This window comes from Shewanella oncorhynchi (assembly GCF_030848765.1).
Classification (GTDB): domain Bacteria; phylum Pseudomonadota; class Gammaproteobacteria; order Enterobacterales; family Shewanellaceae; genus Shewanella; species Shewanella oncorhynchi.
In genome coordinates, this window is record NZ_CP132914.1 from 42,043 (window position 1) to 61,534 (window position 19,492).

Below are 19,492 nucleotides of genomic sequence, written 5' to 3' on the forward strand. Positions count from 1 at the left end.
ACTGCAAAGCCATTGAACCTAAAATTTAATATCGCTATGACAGACAGATACGCAGTGTTTGGCAATCCAATTAGCCACAGTAAATCGCCGTTCATTCATGGACAATTTGCCGCGCCCACCCAAGAGTTATTAACCTATGAAGCCATTCTTGCTCCGGTCGATGGTTTTGAAGACTCACTGACGGCGTTTTTCAATGCGGGCGGCAAGGGCGCGAATGTGACAGTGCCTTTTAAGGAGCAAGCTTTTGCGCTGTGTGACAGTCTCAGCCCAGAGGCCAAGCTTGCTGGCGCGGTAAACACCTTAAGTTTATTGGCCGATGGCACTATTCGCGGTGATAACACCGATGGCTTAGGGCTGGTGGCCGATCTCATCGCTAACTTAGGCAGACTGCAAGATAAGCGCGTGTTACTTATTGGTGCTGGTGGTGCGGCGCGCGGTTGTATTCTGCCGTTATTAAATGCGGGAATTGCGCAGCTGATCATCAGTAATCGCACTCACACTAAGGCACAGCTTCTGGTCGATATCTTTACTTCGGTGGATAACGGTGCTTTCGCAAATAGAGTCACCGCCGTAGAAATGAATGAGCTTGTGGGCGAGTTCGATGTCATCATCAATTCAACCTCGGCCAGTCTTGCGGGCGAGTTGCCAACTTTGCCAGCGCATATCATCACCACCCAAACTGTTTGTTATGACATGATGTATGGCGCCTCGGTCACCGCGTTTAACCAATGGGCGCTATCTCAAGGTGCAGCTAAGGTTATTGATGGGCTCGGCATGTTAGTCGGACAAGCGGCTAAGAGTTTTACCCTATGGCGAGGTATCGAGCCCGACACTCAAGTGGTATTAAATCTTTTGCGGGATAAACTCATGGCCGAGCCTAAGTAGGAAGCATGAATCAAAGTATTCTTTTCCCCGAACTGCAATATTGGGACGACGCCCACAAGCGAGTCTGCTTTATCGCGCAGTCACAGGGGATGAACATCAAGTGCTATATCAGTGTGAATAAGTTAGCCGAGCTGAATGATTTCTCTGAACAGCCGAGTGCCAATGAAGCCGCCGCTATGCTGGCATTGTTTGATGCGGTGAGATTTGATGCCGAAGAAATGGCGGAAGACTTAATTGAAGCCGAAGAGTTTGATGAGTTTGGGGCAGTACACTTAGGCTAAACTTATCGAACTTAGATAGTTTTCTGAATCAGCGAATAGCAAAAGGCGGTAGAGACTCAATGAGTCTCTACCGCCTTTATTATATAGCTATAGTGACACTAAGCGACTAACTATAAGAGATTGGCTATAAGTGATTAGATGTTTTGTAACTCAACTAAGTATTCGTTTTTCAGTCTGACATAGTTGTCGGCAGATTCTGGCAAAAAGGCAATTTCGGCAGTCGTTAATGGGCGAGCCTGCTTAACTGGGCTGCCTACATATAAATAGCCACTCTGTAATACCTTGCCCGGTGGCACTAAAGAACCCGCACCTAAGATCACATCATCTTCTAAAATCGCACCGTCGAGAATAATCGCACCCATGCCCACTAATACTCGGTTACCGACTTTGCAACCGTGAAGCATAGCCTTGTGACCAATAGTCACATCATCACCAATAATCAGTGGATGACCATCGGGACGAGCAGCTGACTTACGCGTTACATGCAATATGCTACCGTCTTGTACGTTCGAGCGTTTACCAATACGAATATGGTTAACATCACCACGCGCCGCCACCATAGGCCAAATACTGGCATCAGTATCTAACGCAATATCGCCAACAAGCACCGAAGCTTCATCTACATATACGTTATTGCCTAATTGAGGATGAATACCTTGGTAAGTTCTGAGTGGCCCTGACATAGAAAAGTCCCTAATTGAGTGGTTTTTAGCATTATAAAGGTTAAAAACTAGCGGGTCAGGTCAAATATCCAACGAACAGTGAGAAAATGACAATTATCTTAAAAATAGGGGTTGCGGACTTTCTCAATCTCCCTATAATGCGCATCCACTGACACGGCAGACAGCGAAAGCCAGCTGACGAGTTAGGTTGAATTGAGTCGCTTTTAAGCGCTTAATTCAAGCGCAGCAAGAAGTTGTAAAAACTCCTTGACGCGAAACGGGAAATGCGTAGAATACGCAGCCCTAGCCAACTGGAAGCGTTCGACGCTCAGTGTGGTACTCAAGTTCTCTTACGAATATTGAGTTGCTCTTTAACAAGATAAAACAAGAAATCTGTGTGGACACTCACAGGTGTTGAGTTAATCGAAACTGCTTAGCCTTCGGGTTGGCAGTCAAAAATTTAAATCAATGTAACAATGAGTGTTCATAGTAATATGTACAGTTTGTTTCTTTAGTTAGAAACAAAAAATCAGAATTCATTGAGCCGCTGAAGTCGTAAGACGGAAGCAACAAAACTTTAATTGAAGAGTTTGATCATGGCTCAGATTGAACGCTGGCGGCAGGCCTAACACATGCAAGTCGAGCGGCAGCGCAAGGGAGTTTACTCCTGAGGCGGCGAGCGGCGGACGGGTGAGTAATGCCTAGGGATCTGCCCAGTCGAGGGGGATAACAGTTGGAAACGACTGCTAATACCGCATACGCCCTACGGGGGAAAGGAGGGGACCTTCGGGCCTTCCGCGATTGGATGAACCTAGGTGGGATTAGCTAGTTGGTGAGGTAATGGCTCACCAAGGCGACGATCCCTAGCTGTTCTGAGAGGATGATCAGCCACACTGGGACTGAGACACGGCCCAGACTCCTACGGGAGGCAGCAGTGGGGAATATTGCACAATGGGGGAAACCCTGATGCAGCCATGCCGCGTGTGTGAAGAAGGCCTTCGGGTTGTAAAGCACTTTCAGTAGGGAGGAAAGGGTGTAGTTTAATACGCTATATCTGTGACGTTACCTACAGAAGAAGGACCGGCTAACTCCGTGCCAGCAGCCGCGGTAATACGGAGGGTCCGAGCGTTAATCGGAATTACTGGGCGTAAAGCGTGCGCAGGCGGTTTGTTAAGCGAGATGTGAAAGCCCTGGGCTCAACCTAGGAATAGCATTTCGAACTGGCGAACTAGAGTCTTGTAGAGGGGGTAGAATTCCAGGTGTAGCGGTGAAATGCGTAGAGATCTGGAGGAATACCGGTGGCGAAGGCGGCCCCCTGGACAAAGACTGACGCTCATGCACGAAAGCGTGGGGAGCAAACAGGATTAGATACCCTGGTAGTCCACGCCGTAAACGATGTCTACTCGGAGTTTGGTGTCTTGAACACTGGGCTCTCAAGCTAACGCATTAAGTAGACCGCCTGGGGAGTACGGCCGCAAGGTTAAAACTCAAATGAATTGACGGGGGCCCGCACAAGCGGTGGAGCATGTGGTTTAATTCGATGCAACGCGAAGAACCTTACCTACTCTTGACATCCACGGAATTCGCTAGAGATAGCTTAGTGCCTTCGGGAACCGTGAGACAGGTGCTGCATGGCTGTCGTCAGCTCGTGTTGTGAAATGTTGGGTTAAGTCCCGCAACGAGCGCAACCCCTATCCTTATTTGCCAGCACGTAATGGTGGGAACTCTAGGGAGACTGCCGGTGATAAACCGGAGGAAGGTGGGGACGACGTCAAGTCATCATGGCCCTTACGAGTAGGGCTACACACGTGCTACAATGGCGAGTACAGAGGGTTGCAAAGCCGCGAGGTGGAGCTAATCTCACAAAGCTCGTCGTAGTCCGGATTGGAGTCTGCAACTCGACTCCATGAAGTCGGAATCGCTAGTAATCGTGGATCAGAATGCCACGGTGAATACGTTCCCGGGCCTTGTACACACCGCCCGTCACACCATGGGAGTGGGCTGCAAAAGAAGTGGGTAGCTTAACCTTCGGGGGGGCGCTCACCACTTTGTGGTTCATGACTGGGGTGAAGTCGTAACAAGGTAGCCCTAGGGGAACCTGGGGCTGGATCACCTCCTTACCTATACGACTAACTTAATGTTTGTTGAGTGTTCACACAGATTGCTTGTTTATCTTCTCTTAGGAGAAGTCAGAGCTAAATGCGCCGCTAGCCGGTACGCATTGTTCTTTAACAATTTGGAAAGCTGATAGTATTTAATTGCATGAGTCTGTCATGTGATTAATTACAAAACGTTTAATGCGCAAGCATTGAACATGAGTTCTCAAACACTTTATTAAGTGTCTTGAATATTCAAAAGTAAATTATTCTTTATTGAATAGTTTACGTCTAAGGCGCGTCCACTTCTTTGGTCAGAAGTGAGACAAGTAAAACCAAGCTGGTCGCAATGCGGCGCAGATGAGTGAAACTCATTTGGGTTGTATGGTTAAGCGACTAAGCGTATACGGTGGATGCCTTGGCAGTCAGAGGCGATGAAGGACGTAGTAACTTGCGAAAAGCGTTGGCGAGCTAGTAACAAGCATTTGAGCTAACGATGTCCGAATGGGGGAACCCAGCAGCATAAGCTGTTATCGCAACATGAATACATAGTGTTGCGAGGCGAACGAGGGGAACTGAAACATCTAAGTACCCTTAGGAAAAGAAATCAACCGAGATTCCCCTAGTAGCGGCGAGCGAACGGGGATTAGCCCTTAAGTCAGTGGGGTGTTAGTGGAATGCGTTGGAAAGCGCAGCGGCACAGGGTGATAGCCCCGTACATGAAAACTAACCATTGATGAAAACGAGTAAGGCGGGACACGTGACATCCTGTTTGAATATGGGGGGACCATCCTCCAAGGCTAAATACTCCTGACTGACCGATAGTGAACCAGTACCGTGAGGGAAAGGCGAAAAGAACCCCTGTGAGGGGAGTGAAATAGAACCTGAAACCGTATACGTACAAGCAGTGGGAGCGGTTCTTGAGACCGTGACTGCGTACCTTTTGTATAATGGGTCAGCGACTTACATTTTGTAGCGAGGTTAAGCGAATAGCGGAGCCGTAGGGAAACCGAGTGTTAACTGCGCGTTTAGTTGCAAGGTGTAGACCCGAAACCCGGTGATCTAGCCATGGGCAGGTTGAAGGTTGAGTAACATCAACTGGAGGACCGAACCGACTAATGTTGAAAAATTAGCGGATGACTTGTGGCTGGGGGTGAAAGGCCAATCAAACCGGGAGATATCTGGTTCTCCTCGAAAGCTATTTAGGTAGCGCCTCGAGCGAATACCATTGGGGGTAGAGCACTGTTAAGGCTAGGGGGTCATCCCGACTTACCAACCCTTTGCAAACTCCGAATACCAATGAGTACTACTCGGGAGACAGACGGCGGGTGCTAACGTCCGTCGTCAAAAGGGAAACAACCCAGACCGTCAGCTAAGGTCCCAAAGTACTAGCTAAGTGGGAAACGATGTGGGAAGGCTTAGACAGCTAGGATGTTGGCTTAGAAGCAGCCATCATTTAAAGAAAGCGTAATAGCTCACTAGTCGAGTCGGCCTGCGCGGAAGATGTAACGGGGCTAAGCTAGTCACCGAAGCTACGGGTGCACAGTTTACTGTGCGCGGTAGAGGAGCGTTCTGTAAGCCGTTGAAGGTGAAGGGGTAACCCACGCTGGAGGTATCAGAAGTGCGAATGCTGACATGAGTAACGATAAAGGGGGTGAAAAACCCCCTCGCCGAAAGACCAAGGGTTCCTGTCCAACGTTAATCGGGGCAGGGTGAGTCGACCCCTAAGGTGAGGCCGAAAGGCGTAATCGATGGGAAACAGATTAATATTTCTGTACTTCCGCTAACTGCGATGGAGAGACGGAGAAGGCTAGGCTAGCGCGGCGTTGGTAGTCCGCGTTTAAGGTGGTAGGTGGTGTTCTTAGGCAAATCCGGGGACACGTACTTAAATGTACACACTGAGAGCTGATGACGAGGTCCTAAGGGACTGAAGTAGTTGATGCCATGCTTCCAGGAAAATCTTCTAAGCTTCAGGTTAGTGGGAATCGTACCCCAAACCGACACAGGTGGTCGGGTAGAGAATACCAAGGCGCTTGAGAGAACTCGGCTGAAGGAACTAGGCAAAATGGTACCGTAACTTCGGGAGAAGGTACGCTCCTGTTGGTGATGAGACTTGCTCTCTAAGCTGACGGGAGTCGCAGATACCAGGTGGCTGCAACTGTTTATCAAAAACACAGCACTGTGCAAACTCGCAAGAGGAAGTATACGGTGTGACGCCTGCCCGGTGCCGGAAGGTTAATTGATTGGGTTATCGCAAGAGAAGCTCATGATCGAAGCCCCGGTAAACGGCGGCCGTAACTATAACGGTCCTAAGGTAGCGAAATTCCTTGTCGGGTAAGTTCCGACCTGCACGAATGGCGTAATGATGGCCACGCTGTCTCCAGCCGAGACTCAGTGAAGTTGAAATTGCGGTGAAGATGCCGTATACCCGCGGCTAGACGGAAAGACCCCGTGAACCTTTACTATAGCTTGGCACTGAACATTGAACCTACATGTGTAGGATAGGTGGGAGACTATGAAGTTGTGACGCTAGTCATGATGGAGTCGTCCTTGAAATACCACCCTTGTAGTTTTGATGTTCTAACCTAGGTCCCTTATCGGGATTAGGGACAGTGCCTGGTGGGTAGTTTGACTGGGGCGGTCTCCTCCCAAAGAGTAACGGAGGAGCACGAAGGTTGGCTAAGTACGGTCGGACATCGTACGGTTAGTGCAATGGCATAAGCCAGCTTAACTGCGAGACATACACGTCGAGCAGGTACGAAAGTAGGTCATAGTGATCCGGTGGTTCTGAATGGAAGGGCCATCGCTCAACGGATAAAAGGTACTCCGGGGATAACAGGCTGATACCGCCCAAGAGTTCATATCGACGGCGGTGTTTGGCACCTCGATGTCGGCTCATCACATCCTGGGGCTGAAGTCGGTCCCAAGGGTATGGCTGTTCGCCATTTAAAGTGGTACGCGAGCTGGGTTCAGAACGTCGTGAGACAGTTCGGTCCCTATCTGCCGTGGGCGTTGGATGATTGAAGGGAGCTGCTCCTAGTACGAGAGGACCGGAGTGGACGAACCGCTGGTGTTCGGGTTGTCATGCCAATGGCATTGCCCGGTAGCTACGTTCGGAATCGATAACCGCTGAAAGCATCTAAGCGGGAAGCGAGCCCTAAGATGAGTCATCCCTAGGAATTTAATTCCTCTAAAGAGCCGTTCGAGACTAGGACGTTGATAGGCATGGTGTGTAAGCGTTGTGAGGCGTTGAGCTAACATGTACTAATGACTCGAGAGGCTTAACCATACAACCCAGATGGGTTTTACTGAAAGCCTTAGACAGAATATCGACACTTAATGAAGTGTGAACTCAAACAAAGCAAATCAGCTTTCCGAATTATTATTAACGTGGTCCAGAGATGGACACGGTAATAAACAGAATTTGCTTGGTGACAATAGCCTTGTGGAACCACCTGATCCCATCCCGAACTCAGAAGTGAAACGCAAACGCGCCGATGGTAGTGTGGGGTCTCCCCATGTGAGAGTAGGTCATCGCCAAGCGCCTAATTTAGGTTAACGTGTAGACGTTAAGCTAAAGGAGCGGTAGTTCAGTTGGTTAGAATACCGGCCTGTCACGCCGGGGGTCGCGGGTTCGAGTCCCGTCCGCTCCGCCAACATTAAGAGATAAGCCTCATCGAAAGATGAGGCTTTTTTCGTTATGGCGTCGTGGATAATCCGTGTCCGTGACGCACATGCTTCGGGCTCGAAGTACATGGTTATCCTCATACTCGGCCATCATGTAGACGAAATCCTTATCAGAATATGAAGCTTTCGCTTCAATGTTAAAAATCAAAACCTACTTTTTTGCCGATCTTTATTCCACTTTATCGATATTGTTTCTTTCACGTTCTGAAAACCTCCTGTGCGCGACTTGGCAGTATTGACCTGTGACACTGATCTCAGACAAATTAAACGGTATAATGCCTTATGTCTTTCATGAGTAACGAAAATGAATTGTCGTCTTGGGTGTGGTGCTTGCTGTATTGCGCCTTCAATAAGCAGCAGTATTCCGGGTATGCCAAAGGGTAAGGCGGCGGGTGAGCGTTGTGTGCAATTGAGCGATGCCAATTTATGTTTGATTTTCGGCTCGCCTGATCGTCCTGCGGTTTGTAGTGATTTCGATGCATCTGAAGATGTTTGTGGTCATTCGAACGAAGAGGCGATTTGGTTGATTACCCAACTCGAATCTCAGACCTCTCATTAAGTTTATCGCTGACAGGTGAAATATGCAGTTAACTCGTTATACCGATTTTGGCGTTCGTACCCTGATGTATTTAGCGGTTCAGCCAGATAGAACAACTTTATTTAGGATTGCTGAAATTACGCAGGTATTTGATCTGTCACCAAATCATGTCTCTAAGATAGTGCATCATTTAGGCAAGATGGGTTACCTTGAAACCATCCGCGGTAAGATGGGCGGTTTCCGTTTGGGCAAGCCTGCGAGTGAGATTAACCTAGGCCAGTTAGTTCGAGTGTTAGAAAATTCACTCGCCCCGATTGATTGCAGCAAACCTTACTGCCGATTTACACCAGCATGTAAGCTTAAAGGCGTGTTAGCCCAGGCTGTTGAAGCTTATTTGAATGTGCTGGATCAATATACTTTGCTGGATATTGTGAGTAACCGTGATGAGTTAGTCGCCTTGCTGCCAGACTTTTCTATTTCAGTACTGCAACTGGATTAGTACCACTTTTAAGTGCAATACCGATGGGGAGCAAACTCGATGCTGGCACTAGATCAATCCCCTCGGTTTTAAGTCTGTGTAGGTTAGCTTCTAAGAAGCGCATAGTTTCTGGATAAGGATGGGCAATCGCCACCAAGCTACCTTGGGTATGTGCCTGACTTATCATTAAGTTAAATTGTCTCTCGAGTGCATTGGCACTAGTATCATTGTCTAGAAACAGTTGGCGTTTTAGTAAAGGAATGCCTAGCTTATCTGCGTTATCCCCTGCCTTAGTGAATCGTGTTGTCATACTATCGACAAAATACAGCTGCTTTTGTTTGAGTGTTTCCATGACCCAGAGCATGGGATCGTCCAGTTGAGTTAATAGACTCCCCATGTGGTTATTGGCACCTTTGGCAAAGGGAACGCTGTTAATCGCATCAATAACACTGGTGCGAATTTGTGCCTCAGTCATCGTATTGGTTAACCCCCCCAGACCTAATGTCTTACCATTAAGCGCCTGCATGGGAAGATGTAGCATAATTTCGTGGCCTTTTTGGTGTCCTGCGTTAGCGAGTTCTTTGCCAAGTGGGGTATGAGGTAATACTGAGAGTGTTACTGTACTGGGCAGTACCAGCACGGCTTTATCTGTATGACGATAACCTATGTCATCAATAATGAGTGCAAGCTGGGCTGCATAGCTTTGAGAAATGCTTAGGGCCAATAGGGCTAAGGAATAAAGTAAGCGCACAATTTCTTCTTATTCATCATGGTGCTGTATCCATGCAATGGCAGAGGTCACTTGATGATCTTGGGCCAGTGATGCATGGGCTGATAGGGCGTCGATTATAGCTAAATTACCAACGCCGGAACCAGTTTCGGCGGCAATTTTTATGTCGGGGATGATCCCAATGTTGTGAATGTTTTCACCTCTAGGAGTATTGTACTGGGCAATTGTGAGTTTAATCGCATTACCATCTTCTAAGATGGGGATCAGGCTTTGTACTGTACCTTTGCCAAAACTGGTCTCACCTAAGAGTTTAGCACGACCATTTTCTTGTAATGCGGCGGCGAGAACTTCGGATGCAGAGGCCGAGCCTTTGTTGATTAACACTAGCATAGGCACGTTAGTCAGCATGGTTTGCGGTGAGGCATAGTAGTCAGAGTTGGCGTCGAAGAAGCGGCCAGAGGTCGAGACTATGCGTCCTTTGGCGAGAAATAGATCCGCAATTTTAACTGCTTGGTCGAGTAGGCCGCCGGGATTATTACGTAGATCTAAGATAAGTCCTGTGAGTGGTTTGTTTTGCCATTGGCTGAGCGAGCGCACCATATCTTCGGTAGAGTTTTCTTGGAAGTTGCTTAATCTGACATAGCCAATATTGCCATCAAGCAGTTGAGTGCTGACCGACTCTATAGTGATATTGCTTGGCTTGAGTGACACTTTAAAGGTGGCATCGTCATTACTGTGTTTTAGCTCTAAGTTAATACTCTGATTATTGAGACTATGTCTTTTTATTTCAGTAAGGATATCGGCTAGATTCGTTTCAGTCGCTAGGGTGTCGTTAAGTTTAATAATAATATCGCCCGCACGTATTCCCGCTTGCTCTGCGGGAGAATGGGCAAAGGGGGCTATGATGCTGATGTGGTCTTTTTGGGCCGCGACTTCGAAACCGAAACCAAAATACTCGCCGCGATTCGAATCTTTAAGATCGAGTAATTCTTGATGATTCAGGAAGCTGGAATAGGGGTCGAGATGTTCAAAAATGCCTTTGATGGCGGCTTGCACTAGCTCTTCTTTGGGAACGGTTTTGATATAGTAAGTTTCAACCGTTTCAAGTACATCTTGTAGTAATGGATAGTCAAAGTTGTCGCGGTAGGATTTAGCATTCTCTTGGCTGGAGAGGCTGATGGATAGGCCTAAAGTGAGACCTAATCCAACGCAACTGATATAGCGGATCATGTATTTCATAACGGTCCCCTGTGATAAGGGGACCGTTATGATTAGCGACAGTATTTCGCTGGATCGACGGCTTGCCCTTTGTGCCTTATTTCAAAGTATAGGCCAGGCTCGCTCTGCCCACCTGAACGTCCGACTAAAGCAATCGCTTCACCACTTTTTACCATCTCACCAGGGCTTTTTAGTAGGGTTTGAGCGTGACCGTAAAGACTCATATAACCTTTACCGTGATCGATGACCATGACAAGACCAAAACCGCGTAACCAGTCGGCATAAATGACTTTACCACCTGAAACGGCTCGAATATTTTGCCCTTCTGGTGCAGACAACATAGTGCCTTTCCACACGACTTGACCGGAACGTTGGCTACCAAAGCTAGCACTCACACGACCTTTTGTCGGCCATTTAAGTTTGCCACTTTGTTTACCAAAGCCTTCCATCGAGGGATTATCTTTCATGGCCCGCAGCGCTTGTTCAACGACGCGCTTTAAGCTGGCCTCTTCAATTTGCAACTGCTCAAGCTCTGCACCCTTAGAATTTAAGGTGCGTTGCAGCTCTTTGATGGTCAGTTGACGCTGATCTTGCTCTTGGCTCAAACGTTTAGCTTGTACTTGTTGTTCGGCCACGAGTTTGGTTAATTGCTTTTGCTTACTCGTTTGCGACACCTTGATCTCATCTAGCTCGGTCAAGGTTTGCTTTAATTCGTTGATCGACTTCATCCGCGCTTTATTGAGGTATTGGTAATAAGCCAACATACGCTCGATAGTGGCGGGACTTTGCTGATTAAGCATCATCTTAGTGTAATCGTGATTACCGGCAAGATAGGCGCTCGATAGCTGTTTCGACAGTGTTTGTTGTTGAGTCACCTTAAGCGTTTCTAACTCATCTTGACGTTGTTTTAGCTCGGCAAGTTTAGTGTCGATTTGCGCTAAGCTATTTTTGGTGCTGTTGACTTTTTTGGCAGCTGACGCAATCGCTTCTTCATCGCTACGCAGCAATGACAGCAGTTTTTCTCTTTGTTTACTGGTGGTTTTTAATGCGCTTTGTTGTTGATTTATTTGCGTTTGGATTGATTTTAACTCGGACTTACGCTTCTCCAAATCAGAAGCGTGTGCCGAGAAAGATAACATCATAAAGCCAGCAATAATGCTGGCTTTAACAAGGAGTCGAGTGCTCACTAGGTAACGGTTACTCTTTTATGTGGATTAAGGGTTTGCCCGTCATCTCAGCTGGAATGGCTTCGCCGATCAAGGTCAAGATGGTAGGTGCAACATCGCTGAGTTTACCACCTTCATCTATGGTCGCATCGCGTCCAACAAAGACGAAAGGCACGAGTTCACTGGTGTGGGCCGTGTGAGCCTGACCTGTGGTTTCGTCGGTCATTTGCTCGGCATTGCCGTGGTCGGCGGTAATAATACATTCTCCGCCCACTTTCGCCAGCGCATCAACCACACGGCCGATACAAGCGTCGACAGCTTCACAAGCTTTAACGGCGGCATCGAAATTACCCGTGTGGCCAACCATGTCACCATTGGGGTAGTTACAGATAATCACGTCGTACTTAGTTGATTCAATTGCTGCGACTAACTTATCAGTCAGCTCAGCTGAACTCATCTCAGGCTGTAGATCGTAAGTTGCCACTTTAGGCGAGTTGATTAGGATGCGATCTTCTCCCTCGAATGGCTCTTCTTTACCGCCGTTAAAGAAGAAAGTCACATGGGCGTATTTCTCAGTTTCAGAGATACGCAGCTGAGTACGACCTTGTTTCTGCAGCACTTCACCTAAGGTATTCACTAAGTTTTCAGATGGATAAGCGATAGGTGCTGTGATGTCGCCAGCATACTCAGTCAAAGTGACGAAGTGCATTTTCGGCATTACAGCGCGTTCGAAACCATCGAAGTCTGGGTGAATAAAGCTACGGGTGATTTGACGGGCGCGGTCAGCACGGAAGTTCATAAAAATCAGGGCATCGCCGTCTTTTAAGGTCGCAACTTGACCGTTGGCATCTGTGATCGCCGATGAAGAAACGAATTCGTCGTTTTCGTTACGTTCGTAAGCCGCTTCTAATGCTGTAACGGCCTTGTCGTATTGGAATTTTGACTTGCCTTGGGTGATTAAATCGTAGGCTTGCGACACGCGATCCCAACGATTATCCCTGTCCATAGCAAAGTAACGACCAATAATCGATGCGATACGGCCATGGCCTAATGTAGTAAACAGATCATCAAAATGGCTCAAGCTGCCCTTAGCGCTGCGCGGTGGCGTATCGCGTCCGTCGAGGAAAGCGTGCAGATAAACCTGAGTTGCACCGCGCGCAACGGCCATACGGCACATAGCTTCGATATGCTCTTCATGGCTGTGGACGCCACCGGGAGAAAGCAAGCCCATAATGTGCACAGCTCCGCCAGCTTTGATGGCTGAGTCTACCGCATCACATAGTGCAGGATTTTTTTCAAACTCATGATCTGCAATGGCTTTACTGATACGAGTGAGTTCTTGATAAACCACACGGCCAGAGCCTAAGTTAATATGGCCAACTTCAGAATTTCCCATCTGGCCATCAGGTAAGCCAACATCTAAGCCAGAACCTGAAATCAAACTATGGGGATATTTAGCGTTGAGACGATCGAGTACCGGAGTCTTGGCGTGGAAAATCGCATTATTATGCGTGTTTTCACGGTAGCCCCAGCCATCGAGGATCAACAACGCGAGCGGACGTTTAGCTGTCGTCATAGTGATACCTTTAAGTTTTATAGAAGCGATAGAAATCTGAAATTGGTCAAATATTACTACGTTAGCGGGGTATGAAAAAGCGCTTTACCCCGATTAAGGTCATCGAATCACTAATTCGCCCGATTCTGTGAATGGCTTGTGACAAGTACAGAGTCAATTGCACTAAAAGTGCGATCTCGAACTGTGACTAAACTGCTGCATTCTGCCAAGGCAATCGGTATACTCTGTGCCCTTATCGAATTTTCGCCATTTATGCGAGCAATCATCATGCAAGAATATATCGAATTTTTTAAAGCTCACTCAATGCTCAGTCTGGCTTGGGTGGGATTATTTGTTGTGCTTGTCGCGAGTATCATCAAATCGAGCATGTCAAAAATCAAAAGTATTTCTCATCAAGAATTAACGATTATGGTGAATAGACAGGATGCTAAAGTGGTTGATGTGCGCTCGAATGACGAGTTCCGCAAGGGCCATATTGTTGATGCACTTAACGTTACGCTCGCCGATATTAAAAATAATCAGATATCAGCCCTTGAAAAGTATAAAGCCAGTCCCATTATATTGGTATGCAATGCTGGCATGACCTCGTCTCAAGCCGCTCAGCTTTTGAGTAAGCAAGGTTTTGAAAACCTGTACAACTTGAAAGGTGGTATGGGTGAATGGCAGGCAGCAAATATGCCTGTTTCAAAAAGCAAAAGATAAGTTGTCGGCGGCAGTTATGATTTAAGCTGCACTCAATCCACAGGATAGTGCAGTAATAAAGTCATCATTGTTTGGCATACTGATCCTACGGTCGCTAAGGGCTTAATGTAAGTTTTTAGACTGGTTCGATCGATACCCGAATATGGGTACAAGTTGGGATGATACCGAGATCTGATATAGGCCTTGAGTAACATAAGCCCCGAGCCAATTTACGTTCATATAGTAATTGGCTTTCAAATAATAATTGGCTTTCAACGAAAAGCCGATACAACATTGATAGGATAGGTAGGAAATTATGGCTGAAGTAGCAAACAACGAACAACAAGCCCCACAATTCAACATCCAACGTGTTTACACTAAAGATGTGTCTTTCGAAACGCCTAACAGCCCAGCGGTATTCCAAAAAGAATGGAACCCAGAAGTTAAGTTAGATTTAGACACGCGCAGCGCTAAATTAGCTGATGATGTGTATGAAGTTGTCCTGTCTTTAACTGTGACTGCACAAAACGGTGGCGATACCGCTTTCTTATGTGAAGTACAACAAGCCGGTATCTTCTCTATCACTGGTTTGACTGAGCCACAATTGGCCCATTCATTAGGTGCATACTGCCCTAACATCCTATTCCCATATGCTCGCGAAACCGTGGGCAGCTTAGTCGGTCGTGGTACTTTCCCACAACTGAACTTAGCACCTGTTAACTTCGACGCGCTGTTTGCCCAATACGTGCAACAACGTCAAGCTGCTGCGACTGCACCAGCTGCCGAAGAAGCTAACGCTTAATTACATGAAAAACTCTGCCGATATCACGGTATTAGGGGCGGGCTCTTATGGCTCCGCCCTTGCCATTTCTTTAGCCAGCAACGGTCATAAGACCTTGTTATGGGGACACGATCCTGTCCACATGCAAACGCTCGCTCAAGACAAGTGCAACCAAGCTTTTTTGCCTGGTATTGCGTTTCCTGATTGTTTACAGATCGAAGCCGATTTAGCCAAAGCCTTAGCCGCCAGCAACAATGTGTTAGTGGTCGTGCCAAGCCATGTGTTTGGTACTGTGCTTGAGCAAGCTAAACCGTTACTCCGTAGCGATGCGCGCATCGTATGGGCAACGAAAGGGCTCGAGCCTGAAACCGGACGTTTGCTGCAAGATGTGGCCCGTGATGTGTTAGGTGAGCAATATCCGCTGGCGGTGTTATCTGGGCCGACCTTCGCGAAAGAATTAGCCATGGGTTTACCTACGGCCATTTCGGTTGCGGGCACTTGTCCTACGTTCACTAACGATCTCGTCGAGCTGTTACATAGCCCTAAACGTTTGCGGGTTTACGCCAATGACGACTTTACCGGACTGCAACTTGGCGGCGCGGTAAAGAACGTGATCGCGATTGGTGCGGGCATGTCCGACGGTATCGGCTTTGGTGCCAATGCCAGAACAGCCCTGATTACCCGTGGTTTAGTTGAATTGACGCGTTTAGGCGAAGCCTTAGGGGCCAATGCGGCCACTTTTATGGGCATGGCGGGGTTAGGCGACTTAGTGTTGACCTGTACCGACAACCAATCCCGTAACCGTCGTTTCGGTTTAGCCTTAGGTAAAGGCTGTGATGTGATGACAGCACAGGCTGAAATCGGCCAAGTGGTTGAAGGTTATCGCAATACCAAAGAAGTGTTTACGCTTGCGAAACGCCTCGGGGTTGAAATGCCAATCACTGAGCAGATTTACCAAGTCTTGTATCAAGGCAAAGCGCCGGTCGATGCTGCTAAAGAGCTGCTCAGCAGAGAGAAGAAATCAGAAACGCCTACGCAATAAACCGCGAGCCGTGATGATGCTGTAATGCCGAATAAAGGAAAGGGTGCTAAAATAGCGCCCTTTTTTATGCCTAGCGTTTGAGCTTATCTTTGCTCCGTTTAGCTGTTGCATGACTTGCTTGCTAAAGGTTCGCGAGTTATCAAATTGCCCGTTGGCAGCCAATACCAATCAATTTATCTGTGTGGAGTAAGAGCGTGAAACGTCATGATGTCATTATTATCGGAGCCGGCGCTGCGGGATTGATGTGTGCAGCGACCGCGGGTTACCGAGGCCGTGATGTACTCGTACTCGACAATGCCAAGCAAGCCGGGCGTAAAATCCTCATCAGCGGCGGCGGGCGTTGTAACTTTACCAACCTTAAAGTCGAGCCCGCTAACTTCCTCTGTGGCAATCCTCACTTTGTTAAATCGGCACTCGCGCGTTATCCGTCGCAGCAGTTTATTGAAATGGTCGAGCGTCACGGCATTGAATACCATGAACGCGATCACGGCCAACTGTTTTGCAATGACTCGGCCAAAGAGATAGTCACTATGCTATTGACCGAGTGTGAATGGGCGGGCGTGACGATTAAGCTGCGCACCGATATTCTGGCAGTTAAAAAGACTGAGGCTGGGCGCTTTGAGCTCAATACCTCTAACGGCGAACTGAGCTGCGACTCACTGGTTATCGCCACGGGCGGCTTATCCATGCCTAAACTCGGCGCCACGCCTTACGGTTATCAACTGGCCGAGCAGTTTGGCCTCAAAGTATTGCCAACTCACGCGGGTCTGGTGCCTTTTACCTGGCATAGTGAAGATAAAATTCGTTTCGAACCCTTGTCGGGTATAGCTGTTCCGAGCCGCATTACCGCCAAAGATGGCACTGCATTTAGCGAAGCGCTGCTATTCACTCACCGCGGCTTATCTGGCCCCGCCATTTTGCAGATATCCAACTACTGGAAAGCGGGCGAAACCATAGAAATCGATCTCTTGCCGAATATGGATTTGGCGCAATTGCTAGAGCAACAGCTAGCGGCGCATCCTAAACAGAGTCTGCGTAATACCTTAAGTCAATGGTTACCGAAACGCTTGGTTGAAGTGCTATTCGATGAAGCCCTGTTGAACAAAGCGTTAAATCAGCTAGTTCACGCCGAGCGCGCAAAACTTGTGGATGATATACACCGCTGGACAATATTGATGAACGGTACTGAAGGTTACCGCACCGCCGAAGTGACCTTAGGTGGTATTGATAGTAATGAATTGTCATCTAAAACCATGGAAGCCAGCAAAGTCGCAGGACTCTACTTTATCGGTGAAGTCATGGACGTAAGTGGTTGGTTAGGCGGGTTTAATTTTCAATGGGCCTGGGCATCCGGCGTCGCCGCAGGGCAAGCTGTATAGTTTAAGTAGGGAATTAGAACGAAGACAAAGTAGATTTACTTAGTTGTAATTCCGCCTATTGATGTTAGAGATATAAACCTACTTATACTAAAAGTCGATTCCTAACGTAAAATTAGTCCGCCGTGGTATACCCCTGCTTTGGTGAATTAGGCTTATGAGGAAACGCCATTTTTAGCAACCCTTCTGAAATCATAGGCTTCAAGTAATTTTGTCGTAAGCTCTGAGGCTTACGATCTAATATCATTTCCAAAACAGAAACAGAGATGTAATGTTCTTGGCAGAGGCCAGAAATCAGTGACTTCATCGTAACTGTATCTAATCGACGCTGTTCTCTTGCAGGAGCAGCTAAAGCGTTAAGTTCTTGTCGAAATGATTTGCTTAGCACATCAAGGCTATCGACAAATGGTTTGTCAATTAAAGAACTGATAAACCTGCCTTTATCATCTCTAGTTTCGTTCGAATCAATAGCATTACTGTTGTTATGCGTTAAGTTACCAATGCTATGCGTTAAGCTTCTGGCGTTATGCGTTAAGTTATTTATAGGAGTTAACGCATTAGAGAAAACTTCCTCTGGGGATGGCAACTCCATTCCTGGTAAGCTGTATGACTTATCTCTTTTCTTTCCACTTGCGACAAGAAAGCCCTTATCGACTAGTCTAGGTAAAGCCAGCGTAACATCACGAGAATGCTTGCTGGTTAGCTGACAAGCTCGTTCGTGGTTTACCCAGCCTTCAATTGCTGCGGTTACAACAATCATCTGCTCAAGTTCGTTGAGTGAATAAAAGGTGGTGTTGCCAAACTTAACCGCTAACAACTGAGTTACTTCTTCTGGAATAAGGCTTGCGGTCGATAACTCTAAGAGAGTTTGCTCTGACGGTTCATATTTTTCGTACAACTTCGGGGTTCGCCACTTTGCCCATTCCCATCCACTATATATTTTGGGAATTCCTGAACCAGCACGCTCTCCCGCACCAATCATCAGAAACATTTGATGCATCCTGCGGTTTCTACAATCGCTTTCACCACCTTTTACTGCTATTTCTGGGGGGACACGCATCAACCCTGGGTTGCGAAAACCAAATAAATCAGGTCGCTTTACGATAAGGATGGAGCTTCGTCCTGTGTAATCTGCATGAACAAGCGTATTCACTAATGCTTCACGAATAGCTTCGTGGGCTTTTGAATCATCCAAGCGAATACCATTTTGAAGTTCAAATGGTACTTTTAAGTCCGTGACCAATTTCCGGTATGTACGACGATAGAAATCAAACACGTTTCCAGACCAAGATCCATCGGGGTACAGGCGGTCCACCCAACGCTCAACACTGGCTTCATCTCGTTCGCGATAGTCAACAAAATAATTCGGAACAGCGTCTTGAATGGCATCCCAAGTACCAAACATCAATACTCCAGCTAACGTTATACCTTCAACGTTCGTCTGACGATCTTTTCTCCATCCACCCAGCTTTTTAAACAGTTCAAAAAGGTCTAATTCCAGCCAAGGATGTTGCGGTTTAGCAACTGAAAATAAGTTCTTGTATGCTTTGAGGCTGTCCATGTCGATATCAGAGAAGTCAAAACCAGTGAGAATTTTATCATCTCGGCTATCTTCTACCTGCTCTGCCATCATACGCTTAACCTGTTCTTCACTACAGCGGTGATCACCTTCGTGTAGACGAGTGTAAGTCTCCTTCATAGGCTGATTTTTCAGATAAATAGGCTTTTGGTCACGACGAGCTGTTGGAATTTCTATAACTAGTAGTGATTTTCCTTCAATGTTCACCGTTTGAACACTATCATTTGTCAGTAAGTTTATGTTTACTTTGGCATTATTCCCTGCGATATCAAACAATTGTTTGTGAACAATCTCTATATCTTCAATCCCAGCTAATGTCAGTTGTCCTTTTTTCTCACGCACACCGAGAACAACATAGCCACCACGAGAATTGGCCATTGCGCTGTAAGTTGGCCAAAAATCATCAGGTAATTTACCTTTACCATCTTGTCCTTGAGCCAATTTAAATTCCAACTCCGCTGACTCTGATAAGGCTTGAAGGTCGACTAAATCCTGTATTTGAAACATATCTATCGCTTACCACCCGACTTTTTAGTTAATAAACATACTTATTAGCTTCAGTTATTGATCAACTCAAAGTTCTTGCTTAATTAGCAACAGTCTTCATTCAAACCTTAGCTTTTCTTATTCTACTAATGGGTTTAACTGCTACAAATAAAAACAAAGCCACTGATAGTATGGAATATAACCTACAGTATCTTTCGTGCTATCACCAA

14 protein-coding genes, 1 tRNA gene and 3 rRNA genes are annotated in these 19,492 nt (G+C 47.0%); 12 read left to right on the forward strand and 6 right to left on the reverse strand.

What is annotated here, in order from left to right:
• Positions 1-36 precede the first annotated feature (36 nt).
• Positions 37-885 (forward strand): shikimate dehydrogenase, encoded by an 849-nt coding sequence (aroE, locus tag RA178_RS00200; RefSeq protein ID WP_306685440.1) that lies wholly within the window; start codon positions 37-39, stop codon positions 883-885.
• A 5-nt stretch (positions 886-890) separates the two neighbouring features.
• Positions 891-1,166: a DUF1488 family protein gene (locus RA178_RS00205; protein ID WP_113941387.1), complete on the forward strand. Its 276-nt coding sequence runs from the start codon at positions 891-893 to the stop codon at positions 1,164-1,166.
• 134 nt (positions 1,167-1,300) lie between these two features.
• Here the strand turns inward: RA178_RS00205 and RA178_RS00210 are convergent, their stop codons facing one another.
• On the reverse strand, positions 1,301-1,849 hold the full coding sequence (locus RA178_RS00210) for a gamma carbonic anhydrase family protein (RefSeq protein ID WP_173248524.1): 549 nt from the start codon (positions 1,847-1,849) through the stop codon (positions 1,301-1,303).
• A 557-nt stretch (positions 1,850-2,406) separates the two neighbouring features.
• On the opposite strand from RA178_RS00210, the gene RA178_RS00215 reads away from it, so the two are divergent.
• The 6 genes from RA178_RS00215 to RA178_RS00240 all read left to right on the forward strand — a co-directional run bounded on the left by RA178_RS00215 (position 2,407) and on the right by RA178_RS00240 (position 8,648).
• Positions 2,407-3,948 (forward strand): 16S ribosomal RNA (locus RA178_RS00215).
• A 362-nt stretch (positions 3,949-4,310) separates the two neighbouring features.
• A 23S ribosomal RNA gene (locus tag RA178_RS00220) occupies positions 4,311-7,213 on the forward strand.
• Positions 7,214-7,351: 138 nt separating this feature from the next.
• Positions 7,352-7,467: ribosomal RNA gene (rrf, locus tag RA178_RS00225) — 5S ribosomal RNA — on the forward strand.
• Together the 16S, 23S and 5S rRNA genes with 1 tRNA gene alongside form the textbook arrangement of a ribosomal RNA operon.
• Before the next feature lie 36 nt (positions 7,468-7,503).
• Positions 7,504-7,580: transfer RNA gene (locus tag RA178_RS00230), tRNA-Asp, on the forward strand.
• Between the two features lie 335 nt (positions 7,581-7,915).
• Positions 7,916-8,170, forward strand: coding sequence for a YkgJ family cysteine cluster protein (locus tag RA178_RS00235; protein WP_131525655.1), 255 nt, complete (start codon positions 7,916-7,918; stop codon positions 8,168-8,170).
• 22 nt (positions 8,171-8,192) lie between these two features.
• Positions 8,193-8,648, forward strand: coding sequence for an Rrf2 family transcriptional regulator (locus RA178_RS00240; protein ID WP_105250838.1), 456 nt, complete (start codon positions 8,193-8,195; stop codon positions 8,646-8,648).
• On the opposite strand, the gene RA178_RS00245 is transcribed toward RA178_RS00240, so the two are convergent.
• The 4 genes from RA178_RS00245 to gpmM are packed head-to-tail and all read right to left on the reverse strand — an operon-like array spanning position 8,623 to position 13,317.
• A complete protein-coding gene (locus tag RA178_RS00245) occupies positions 8,623-9,378 on the reverse strand; it encodes a divergent polysaccharide deacetylase family protein (RefSeq protein ID WP_306684025.1) in 756 nt (251 codons plus the stop codon). The two genes, RA178_RS00240 and RA178_RS00245, sit on opposite strands and share 26 nt — an antisense overlap.
• 9 nt (positions 9,379-9,387) lie before the next feature.
• The gene (locus RA178_RS00250; RefSeq protein ID WP_105250840.1) at positions 9,388-10,596 is read right to left on the reverse strand and encodes a S41 family peptidase; all 1,209 of its coding nucleotides are present in this window, start codon (positions 10,594-10,596) and stop codon (positions 9,388-9,390) included.
• A gap of 32 nt (positions 10,597-10,628) precedes the next feature.
• Positions 10,629-11,762 (reverse strand): murein hydrolase activator EnvC family protein, encoded by a 1,134-nt coding sequence (locus RA178_RS00255; RefSeq protein WP_113941204.1) that lies wholly within the window; start codon positions 11,760-11,762, stop codon positions 10,629-10,631.
• A 10-nt stretch (positions 11,763-11,772) separates the two neighbouring features.
• A complete protein-coding gene (gene gpmM / locus RA178_RS00260; RefSeq protein WP_306684028.1) occupies positions 11,773-13,317 on the reverse strand; it encodes a 2,3-bisphosphoglycerate-independent phosphoglycerate mutase in 1,545 nt (514 codons plus the stop codon).
• Between the two features lie 267 nt (positions 13,318-13,584).
• On the opposite strand from gpmM, the gene RA178_RS00265 reads away from it, so the two are divergent.
• The 4 genes from RA178_RS00265 (at position 13,585) to RA178_RS00280 (ending at position 17,200) form a co-directional block, all read left to right on the forward strand.
• On the forward strand, positions 13,585-14,019 hold the full coding sequence (locus RA178_RS00265; RefSeq protein WP_105253030.1) for a rhodanese-like domain-containing protein: 435 nt from the start codon (positions 13,585-13,587) through the stop codon (positions 14,017-14,019).
• Positions 14,020-14,314: 295 nt separating this feature from the next.
• Positions 14,315-14,800 (forward strand): protein-export chaperone SecB, encoded by a 486-nt coding sequence (secB, locus tag RA178_RS00270; RefSeq protein ID WP_006083777.1) that lies wholly within the window; start codon positions 14,315-14,317, stop codon positions 14,798-14,800.
• Between the two features lie 4 nt (positions 14,801-14,804).
• Positions 14,805-15,821: an NAD(P)H-dependent glycerol-3-phosphate dehydrogenase gene (gene gpsA / locus RA178_RS00275; protein WP_105250843.1), complete on the forward strand. Its 1,017-nt coding sequence runs from the start codon at positions 14,805-14,807 to the stop codon at positions 15,819-15,821.
• A 194-nt stretch (positions 15,822-16,015) separates the two neighbouring features.
• Positions 16,016-17,200: a BaiN/RdsA family NAD(P)/FAD-dependent oxidoreductase gene (locus RA178_RS00280; protein ID WP_306684032.1), complete on the forward strand. Its 1,185-nt coding sequence runs from the start codon at positions 16,016-16,018 to the stop codon at positions 17,198-17,200.
• A 112-nt stretch (positions 17,201-17,312) separates the two neighbouring features.
• On the opposite strand, the gene RA178_RS00285 is transcribed toward RA178_RS00280, so the two are convergent.
• The gene (locus RA178_RS00285; RefSeq protein ID WP_263206959.1) at positions 17,313-19,283 is read right to left on the reverse strand and encodes an RNA/DNA-binding domain-containing protein; all 1,971 of its coding nucleotides are present in this window, start codon (positions 19,281-19,283) and stop codon (positions 17,313-17,315) included.
• Between the last annotated feature and the right edge of the window lie 209 nt (positions 19,284-19,492).